Annotated in this window: 9 protein-coding genes; 4 read left to right on the top strand and 5 right to left on the bottom strand. The window is 68.0% G+C overall.

Going from position 1 to position 9,284, the window contains the following annotated elements:
• Positions 1 to 223: 223 nt before the first annotated feature.
• The 4 genes from N415_RS16905 to N415_RS16890 are packed head-to-tail and all read right to left on the bottom strand — an operon-like array spanning position 224 to position 5,202.
• A complete protein-coding gene (locus tag N415_RS16905) occupies positions 224 to 2,425 on the bottom strand; it encodes an acyl-CoA dehydrogenase (protein ID WP_068184213.1) in 2,202 nt (733 codons plus the stop codon).
• 55 nt (positions 2,426 to 2,480) lie between these two features.
• Entirely contained in the window at positions 2,481 to 3,437 is a 957-nt protein-coding gene (locus N415_RS16900) for a 2-hydroxyacid dehydrogenase (protein WP_068184211.1), read from the bottom strand.
• Positions 3,428 to 4,531, bottom strand: coding sequence for an alpha/beta hydrolase (locus tag N415_RS16895; protein WP_152531436.1), 1,104 nt, complete (start codon positions 4,529 to 4,531; stop codon positions 3,428 to 3,430). The genes N415_RS16900 and N415_RS16895 overlap by 10 nt, the downstream gene beginning before the upstream one ends.
• A gap of 26 nt (positions 4,532 to 4,557) precedes the next feature.
• Positions 4,558 to 5,202, bottom strand: coding sequence for a TetR/AcrR family transcriptional regulator (locus N415_RS16890; RefSeq protein WP_068184203.1), 645 nt, complete (start codon positions 5,200 to 5,202; stop codon positions 4,558 to 4,560).
• 92 nt (positions 5,203 to 5,294) lie between these two features.
• Between N415_RS16890 and N415_RS16885 the strand changes: the two genes are divergently transcribed.
• Both N415_RS16885 and N415_RS16880 read left to right on the top strand, forming a co-directional pair.
• Positions 5,295 to 5,876, top strand: coding sequence for a VOC family protein (locus N415_RS16885; RefSeq protein WP_068184200.1), 582 nt, complete (start codon positions 5,295 to 5,297; stop codon positions 5,874 to 5,876).
• Between the two features lie 37 nt (positions 5,877 to 5,913).
• The gene (locus N415_RS16880) at positions 5,914 to 6,462 is read left to right on the top strand and encodes a hypothetical protein (protein ID WP_068109502.1); all 549 of its coding nucleotides are present in this window, start codon (positions 5,914 to 5,916) and stop codon (positions 6,460 to 6,462) included.
• On the opposite strand, the gene N415_RS16875 is transcribed toward N415_RS16880, so the two are convergent.
• Positions 6,395 to 7,099 (bottom strand): TetR/AcrR family transcriptional regulator, encoded by a 705-nt coding sequence (locus N415_RS16875; RefSeq protein ID WP_068184217.1) that lies wholly within the window; start codon positions 7,097 to 7,099, stop codon positions 6,395 to 6,397. The genes N415_RS16880 and N415_RS16875 overlap by 68 nt on opposite strands.
• A 77-nt stretch (positions 7,100 to 7,176) precedes the next feature.
• On the opposite strand from N415_RS16875, the gene N415_RS16870 reads away from it, so the two are divergent.
• Both N415_RS16870 and N415_RS32790 read left to right on the top strand, forming a co-directional pair.
• Positions 7,177 to 8,067, top strand: coding sequence for an oxygenase MpaB family protein (locus tag N415_RS16870; protein WP_152531435.1), 891 nt, complete (start codon positions 7,177 to 7,179; stop codon positions 8,065 to 8,067).
• Between the two features lie 84 nt (positions 8,068 to 8,151).
• A partial coding sequence (locus N415_RS32790) for a PPE family protein (RefSeq protein ID WP_239645605.1) occupies positions 8,152 to 9,284 on the top strand: 1,133 nt, incomplete at its 3' end.

The following is a 9,284-nucleotide window of genomic DNA, read 5'->3' as shown; positions in this document are numbered from 1 at the left end:
GCGGCGACTGGGACCGCGGCGGCTGGTGGGGTCCCCGCGGCGGCGACTGGGACCGCGGCGTTTGGGGTCACCCCGGCTGGGGCAACGGCGGATGGGGCCCGCCCGGACAGGGCTACCGCCCGTGGTGGCCGTTGTGGAACTGGTGGTGGTGACCCAGCAACCCCCAAGAACCCGGGCCATGCCGACCTGGCAGACGTGCGTCAGGTCGGCATGACCCGTCTCATTAGGGATCGCGGGGCAGGCCCAGCAGCCGTTCGGCGATGATGTTGAGCTGGATCTCCGAGGTGCCGCCGTAGATGGTGGTGGCCCTGCTGGCCAGCAGATACTCGCCCCACTTGCCCGGTAGCTGGCTGGTGTCGCCGATCGCGGCGTCGGTGCCGAACGACGACACCGCGAATTCGGCATAGCCCTGGCCGGTGCGCATCGACAACAGCTTGGAGATCGCAGCAGACGGCATGGCGTCCCCGCCAGCCAGCGTCAGCAAGGTCGAACGCAGGTTCAGCACCTTGGCGGCATGCCCCTCGGCGATCAGCTGCCCGGCCCGGTGCTGGCCCACTTGGTCGAACTGCCCGTCGCGCACGAACTCTACGAATTCGGGAAGCGTCGCAAGGAAATTCGCGTCGCTGCCGCCGATCGACACCCGCTCCGCGGTCAGTGTGTTGCGGCTGACTTCCCACCCTCGGTTGACGTCGCCCAGCACGCATTCGTCCGGCACGAACACGTCATCGATGTAGACGGTGTTGAAGAACTCCTGGCCGGTCAGCTCGCGCAGCGGCTTGACCGTGACGCCCTCGCTCTTCATGTCCAGCAGGAAGTAGGTGATGCCATTGTGTTTGGGTGCGGAGGTGTCCGTTCTCGCCAGCAGCGCTCCCCACTGCGAGAACTGGGCGGCGGTGGTCCAGATCTTCTGGCCGGTGATGCGCCAGCCGCCCTCGGCCCGGGTCGCCTTGGTGGTAAGCCCGGCGAGGTCCGACCCGGCGCCCGGCTCGGAAAACAGCTGGCACCAAATCATTTCGCCGCGCATGGTCGGCGGCAGGAACCGTTGCTTCTGCTCCTCGGTGCCGAACGCCACGATCGACGGGATGATCCATGCCGCGATGCCGACCTGCGGCCGCTTGACCCGCCCGGCGGCGAACTCCTGGGCGATGATGATCTGCTCCACCGGGCTGGACGCCCGGCCCCACGGCTTGGGCAGGTAGGGCAGCACCCAGCCGCCCTCCGCAATCGCCACCCTGCGCGGCTCGCGGTCCATCTCCTTCAGCGCGGTGACCTCCGCGCGAATCTCGGCCCGCAGCTTTTCGGTGTCGGGATCCAGGTCGATGTCCACCGCGCGCATTCCCGTCGTGGTCGCGGTGTCCACGACTCGCTGCGGGTAGTCCGAGCTGCGGCCGAAGGAGGCGGCCAGCATCAGCGCCCGGCGGTAATACACGCCTGCGTCGTGTTCCCAGGTGAACCCGATGCCGCCGTGCACCTGGATGCAATCCTGCGCGCAGCGCTGGGCGGCGGCCGGCGCCAGCGTCGCCGCCACGGCCGCGGCGAAGTCGACCTTGGCAGCCGCTATGTCCCAACCGTTCTCGCGGGCCTCGTCCAGCGCGCGGGCGGCATCCCACACCGCCGCGGTGGCCCGCTCGGTGTCGGCGACCATTTCCGCGCACTTGTGTTTGATGGCCTGGAACTGGCCGATCGGCCGGCCGAACTGCTCGCGGATCTTGGCATACTGCGAAGCGGTGTCGGTCGCCCAGCGCGCCACGCCGATGGCCTCGGCCGACAGCAGCGTGACCATCAGCGCGTGCGCGGTGGCCATGGTCAGATTGCTCAGCACGACGTCGTCGCCGACCTCGACGGCGTTGGCCCGCACGTGTGCGATCGGGCGCAGCGGGTCAAGGCTTTTCACGGGCTCGATCTCGAGCTGCTCGGCGCGCAGCACCACCCATTCCTCGCCGCTGTCGATCGCGACGGGGAGCACCAGCAACGAGGCCTGCGCGGCGGCGGGGACGGCGCGGACCTCGCCGCGGATCACCAGCGAGTCCCCCTGGCGGGTGGCGGTCAGCGCGCAACACTCCATCGCGTAGGCGGCGATGGCCGCGCCGGACGCCAGCTCGGCCAGCACCTTGGCCTCCGGATCGTGCGCGGAGATCAGCGCGCTGGCGATCGCCGACGGCACAAACGGCCCGGGCACCGCCCCGTAGCCGAACTCGGCCAGCACGACGGCCAATTCGAGGATGCCGAAGCCCTGCCCCCCGATCGATTCCGCCAGATGTACGCCCTGCAGCCCCTGCTCGGCCGCGGCCCGCCAGTATGGCGGGGGATTCTGGATGGGTGACTCCAGCGCCGCGTGCAGCACCTCGGACGGCGCGACTCGCGCCACCAGGGATCGCACCGAATCGGCCAGGTCTTGATGCTCAGGAGTGATTGCGATCGGCATTGGTCGCCTTCCTCGTCCCTTTGCTGCCTCACGTTTCGTGCCAGCGCCTTCCAAGCTAACAACCGGTCGGTTGGTTGACTACATGGGCCAGCGGTTGCCCGTCGCGCAGCCGGCGGCAATTCCCGACGGCCTCGATCAGGTACCGCCGCATGGTGTCGGCCGTGTACCAGGTGACATGCGGCGTCAGCACCACGTTGGCCAAGCCCAGTAGCGGGTTGCCCGGCGCCACCGGCTCCGCCTCGAAAACGTCGAGCCCCGCCGCGGCCAGCCGCCCGCCCCGCAGGGCGTCGACCAGGGCGCCCTCGTCGACCACCCCGCCCCGGGAGGTGTTGACCAGCACCGCATTCGGCTTCATCCGGGCCAGCGCCTCGCGATCCAGCAGGTGATGTGTCTGCGCCGTCAGGGGCAGGTGCAGCGAGACGATGTCGCTGGCGGCCAGCAGGTCGGGCAGCGGCCGCCAGCCGGGCCGGCCGTCGTCGCGGGTGCTGGTGTGCAGCACGCCCGCCCCCATCGTCGCGACGATTTCGGCCACCCGTTTGGCGATGTTGCCGTACCCGACCAGACCGACGGTGCAGCCGCCGATGTCGCGCACCGTCTCACCCAGCGCCGGATCCGCCGGCCAGCCCCGGCCCTCGCGGACCGCACGGTCCAGCTCCGGTAGCCGGCGCAACGCGGCCAGCATCAGCAGCACCGCGCCCTCGGCCACCGACGGCGCGTTGGCGCCCGGCATGTTGGCGACCGCGATGCCGCGTTCCGTCGCCGTCTCTACGTCGATCGTGTTCACCCCGGCGCCCAGCTTGTGCACCAGCCGCAGCCTGGTCGCGCGCCGCAGATCGTCGCCCGACAGCGGCCGCAGCACGTGCCAGATCACGTCCGCATGCGGCAGCTCCCGGTAAAAGCCCTCGTCGTCGTCCTCGGCGCACCACCGGATGTCAAGCCAATCCGATTCTGGCGCAACGAAGTCGAGTACCTTGTCGCCGGGAATGAAATGGGCGAGAACCCTTAACGCCACCTCTTGGTGATCCACCTGGCGATGGTATCGGCCAGCTCGCTGCGCGCGCCCGGGGTGGTGAAGTAGTGATCGCTGTTGATCGAGGCCTGCGTCTTGTCGGTGCTGGCGAGCGCGTCGTAGATGCGCTGCGCGTCCGACGGGAAGACGCCGGTGTCCGCCTCGGCGTTGATCACCAGGGCCGGGGAGGTGATGCGGGCCAGATGCGGCTCGGCGCGGGTTTGCGCCACCCGCAGGCTCCACATGCCCAGCCAGTTGCGCAGGGTGCAGGCGGCGGCGATGCCGTGCGCGGACCGGTTCGCCTTGGCGGGGACGCCCGCGTAACACAGGTTCGGCTGGCGCTTGGTCGGCTCGATGCTCGGATCGACCATGCGGGGATCGGCCCAGGTGCGCATCACGGTGAACGGCCGGTCCGAAAAGCCCACGGCGCGAACCCGTTTGAGTTCACGCTCGGCCCAGTCGGTGATGGCATGGTTGCGCGCGATCTGAGCGTCTCGGTAGCGGGCGAGGAACTCGGGCGAGTACGGAGGCCCGTTGCGCGCTTCGAACAGGTCGAGGTCGGCATCGGTGGCGACCGGGTCGTTCTCGTCGACGACGGCGGCGTCCATCCATGCCGTCAAGACGTCGGGGCGTCCCGGGTGGGCGGCCGTGGCGACGTAGCCGTCGGCGGGGATCAGCTCATTGAGTCCGGCCGCCGGGCGCATGCCCTCCAGGGGAGTCACGTTCGGTTCGAGCGCCTGTGACTGATAGGCGGCCATCAGCGAACCACCACCCGAATTACCCAGCAGCACAACGTAGTCGACGCCCTGTACCTCGCGCAGCCAACGCACCCCGACGCCGATGTCGACCAGGGCATGGTCCAACAGAAAGCTGCTTTCGAATCCGCGGAACCGGGTGTTCCAGCCCAGGAAACCGATGCCGCGGGTGGCGATGTAGTCGGCGAGATAGTGCTCGGCGAAGTCGATCTGGTAGTGCGTGGCGATCATCGCCACCTTCGGCTTGCGCCCCACCGCGCGGTGGTAGAGCCCCTGGCAGGGATGCCCGCCGGCCCCGGCCCGGCCCGCGGTGGGCGAGGGCAACCCGACGAATTCCTGCATCACGCCAGCGGCGCCGTTTTGACGGGTCAATTTGACTCTCCTCCGCCGTAGATGGCTCGGTAGTAGATGTTGGCCAGTGTTCGGATGCAGGCCGCGTCGTCGGGTTCACCGGGCCCGGCGAGTTGCGTGTAACAGAACTGATAGAACATGGCCAAAATAGCCTCGGCGATCAGGCGCGGATCGTCATCGGGGCAATGGCCTTCGGCCTGGGCGCGGCGAACCGACTCGCTGATGAAAGTAATTGGCGTGGAACAGATGTCGGCCCAATACCGCGCGAAGTCGTCGTTGATCATCGCCAGCTGGTAAATGCTGACGACCTCGGCGAGCCGGTTGCGGTAGGTCCACCACTGCGCGGCGGCGGCCTCGTACGCGCGCTCGCGGTCGGACAGGCCGTGCTTGGTGACCGAACGCGCGCGCTCGGTGATCTCGTCGCGGAACCGCAGCGCCCATTGGCGGACCATCGCCTCTTTGGAGTCGTAGTAGTTGTAGAACGACGCGGACGAGCGGCCCGCCTCGGCGGCGATGTCGGCGATGGTCGTCGCCAGAATGCCTTTGCGCGCGATAACCGTTCGGGCGGCCATGTCGATCGCGGCCTGAGTTCGCCTGCCGCGGTGCGTCGGAAACGCCGGTGGGGGGTCGGGTCGCTCAGCAGGTTCGGCCGCGGTGGACAATCGTGCGAACCTCCTGGAGCAGAACTGAACCTGATGTTAGATTCAGATTTGCATCTCCGCCAGGGCTTTCGCGGGTTGATAGGAGCCGCAGGATGATCAAGCCGCACAACGCCAACACGGAATTCGAGCTGGGCGGGATCAACCACGTCGCGCTGGTGTGTTCGGACATGGCGCGGACCGTGGATTTCTACTCAAACATCCTCGGCATGCCACTGATCAAATCGCTCGATCTGCCCGACGGTGCGGGCCAGCACTTCTTCTTCGACGCGGGCAACGGCGACTGCGTCGCGTTCTTCTGGTTCGCCGACGCCGCCGACCGGGTGCCGGGCATCTCGTCGCCGGGCGCCATCCCGGGCATCGGCGACATCACCAGCGCCGTAAGCACCATGAACCATCTGGCATTCCACGTGCCGGCCGAGAAATTCGACGCCTACCGGCAGCGGCTCAAGGACAAGGGCGTGCGGGTCGGGCCGGTGCTAAACCACGACGAAAGCGAGCGCCAGGTCTCGGCAACCGTGCATCCCGGGGTCTACGTGCGCTCGTTCTACTTTCAGGATCCCGACGGCATCACGCTGGAATTCGCTTGCTGGGTAAAGGAATTCACGAGTAGCGACAACAAGGCCATCCCCAAGACCGCGGCCGACCGGAGGCCCCCGGTGGACGCCGTACGCTGAAAGGGCAAGACCGTGCCTGAGCCGGGGGATGTCCACGATGACGAACGGCATATTGTCCGACGATCAAATCGCCGCGCTGACGCCCGAGCAGCGGCGTGACCTGATCAACCGGCTGGAGCGGCCCCTGAGCGACGTGATCGACCCGGTGCTCCTGAGCCGGATACGGCGCACCCGCATGAGCCTGATGGTCGGTGGCTCGATCGCGATGGTTCCGTGGCTGGGATACCTGTCCACCACGCTGCCGGACAACTACGTCGCCCACAACTGGACCGCCACGTGGGTGGGTTTCGACATCCTTCTGGTCGTGTTCATGGTGGCGACGGCCGTCCTGGGTTACCTGCGCCGCCAGCTGGTGGTGCTCGCCGCGTTCACCGCGGGCGTGCTGCTGATCTGCGACGCGTGGTTCGACCTGATGACCGCCGGACCAGCGGACGTGCGGATATCGGTGGCGACGGCGCTGGGCATCGAGGTGCCCTTGGCGTTCTTGCTGATCCGGGGCGCGATTCGCATCATGCGGCTCACGATGATGCGGTTGTGGCTCCTGGATCCGCGGATGCGGCTGTGGCACCTGCCCCTGTTTCCGTGATGCGGTACAGGTCCGGGTTGGTGAGTTCGTCGAGCAGCGACGCCAGGTGATCGACGAGCTGGTCGGGCTCCAGGCGGACGTCGCCGGCCAGCCACGCGCTGATGGTCTGCCCGACGCCGCCGACGACGAAGTGCGCCGCGGCCTTGACGCGGTCGTTTGCCGGCGCCCGCAACGTGTCGACGGCGTGCTGGCCGGACAGCATGGCGAAGAGCGCGCTGGACTCGGCGCGCTTGCGCACGATCACCGGGTCGCCGAGCTGCGTGTTGAAGAGCAGGCGCCCGATGCGGGCGTCGCCGGCGATGGTCCGCACGATGTTTGCGATCCCCGCGCGGGTCTGCTCGTGCGCCGGCACCGCCGCCACGGCGGCCTGGGTGGTGGCGGCCAGCTCGGCCACCACCCAATCGAATACCCGGCTGACGAACTGGTCCTTGTCGCTGAAACTCTCGTAGAAATATCGGGCGGCCAGTCCCGCCCGGTCGCAGATGCCGCGGACGGTCAGCGCCGAGACGTCCTGTTGTTCGGCCCCCAGCAGGTCCAGACCGGCGGTCAAGAATTGGCGGCGGCGGACGGCCACCCGCTCGGCGGCGTCGACGCCGCGGTAGGGCCGCGCTTTGGAGGCCTGCGCCATAGCCACCATCTTGACACCGACCCCGATAGGCGACAACATCAGGAAACAGACGTTCGCACATTTTGCAGGGGGGATCCCGCGTGGCGATGCCGGACTCGATCGGCCATGTGGAGCGGGCCATCGCCGACCCGCCCCGCCCCGGACCTTCCCGTCGCGGGCACCGGTTGGGCATCGACGAGGGGCTGATGGGCGTGGCGTTGCTGGCCGGGCCGGCAAACGTGATCATGCAGCTGGCGCGCCCGGGCGTCGGTTACGGGGTGTTGGAGAGCCGGGTCGAAAGCGGCCGGGTGGACCTGCACCCGATCAAACGGGCCCGCACCACCTTCACGTACCTGGCAGTGGCGTCCGCCGGCAGTGACGCCCAGAAGGAGGCCTTTCGCCGTGCGGTGAACCGGGCCCACGCGCAGGTGTACTCCACCCCCGACAGTCCCGTCGCCTACAACGCCTTCGACGTCGACCTGCAACTGTGGGTGGGGGCGTGCCTGTACAAGGGCGGGGTCGACATCTACCGGACCTTCGTCGGTGAACTGGACGGTGAGGACGCCGACCGGCACTACCGCGAGGGCATGGCTCTGGCCACCACGCTGCAGGTGCCGCCGGAGATGTGGCCGGCGGACCGGGCGGCCTTCGACCGGTACTGGCAGGAGTCGCTGGCCAAGGTGCACATCGACGACACCGTCCGGGACTACCTGTATCCCATTGCGGCGGGCCGCATTCGCGGGGTGACGCTGCCGGGCCCGCTGCAGCGCCTGTCCGACAATTTCTCGCTTTTGATCACCACCGGCTTCTTGCCTCAGCGCTTCCGCGACGAGATGCGGCTGCCCTGGGACGCCGCGAAACAGCGGCGCTTCGACCGGCTGATGGCGGTGTTGCGTGCGGTGAACCGCGCGCTGCCGCGCTTCGTTCGGCGGTTCCCCTTCAACGTCCTGCTTTGGGATGTCGACCGCCGGATCAGGACGGGGCGGCCGCTGGTATAGGGCCCAGCGCGGCTGAGTTGATAACGACAATCGTTTTCATTAGGCTTTCGGTCTGGTTACCCTTCCAGCCCGAGGAATGCCGCTATGACCGCGCCGATTTGGATGGCCGCCCCGCCGGAGGTGCACTCGGCGCTGCTGAGCAGCGGCCCGGGACCCGAGTCATTGCTGGCGGCCGCGGGGGCGTGGAACGCGCTGAGTGCCGAATATGCCTCGGTAGCAGACGAACTCACCGGGCTGTTGGCGTCGGTGCAGGCCGGCGCATGGGAGGGGCCCAGCGCCGAGTCGTACGTCGCCGCTAATGCGCCGTATCTGGCGTGGCTCGTGCAGGCCAGCGCGAACAGCGCGACGACGGCCGCCCAGCACGAGACGGCGGCCACCGCCTACGCCGCCGCGCTGGCCGCCATGCCGACGCTGCCCGAACTGGCCGCCAACCACGTCATCCACGGGGCCTTGGTGGCGACCAATTTCTTTGGGATCAACACCATTCCGATCGCGCTCAACGAGGCCGACTATGTGCGGATGTGGGTTCAGGCGGCCACCACCATGGGCGTCTATCAAGCCCTGTCCACCGCGGCGGTGGCGTCGACGCCGCAGACCACCCCAGCGCCGCAAATCCTCAAATCCGACGCGCAAACCCCGGCGGCTAACAACCTGGTACAGGGGATCGCGCAGCAGATCGAGCAGTTCTTGCAGAACCCACTGGGCATCCAGCAGCAGGTATCGCAGGCCCTGGGAGACTTGTCCCAGGGCGACAATCCGCTCAGTCTGCCGCAGGGACTGGTGGATTTCCTGCAAAACAACTTGGGTATCGGAAATATCCAACTTGCCCATGACCCGCTCGTCGACAACCCGCTGAATCAGCTGATTGCGCAGTTCCTGCAGAACTTCGGGGTGACCTGGGATCCCGCCGAGGGCACCGTCAACGGGCTCGAGTACGACGCATTTACGAACCCGGGCCAACCGATCTTTTACGTCGTCCGATCCCTCGAAGTCCTCGAGGACATCGAACAGTTCGGCGTGTACTTGACCCAAAATCCGGTGCAGGCCTTCCAATACCTGATCAGCCTCGAGCTGTTCGACTGGCCGCTGCACATCGAAGAAGTAGCCGCCTACGCGCTCTCGCAGCCGGCGGCGGTGGCACTTGCGGCTCCCGCCGTCGCCCCCTTGGGAGCGCTCGGCGGCTTGGGCGGGCTGGCCGGCCTGGCCGCCGTGCCCCC

The organism is Mycobacterium sp. UM_CSW, from assembly GCF_000455205.1.
Classification (GTDB): Bacteria; Actinomycetota; Actinomycetes; order Mycobacteriales; family Mycobacteriaceae; genus Mycobacterium.
This window is presented reverse-complemented; position numbering and strand designations above follow the sequence as displayed.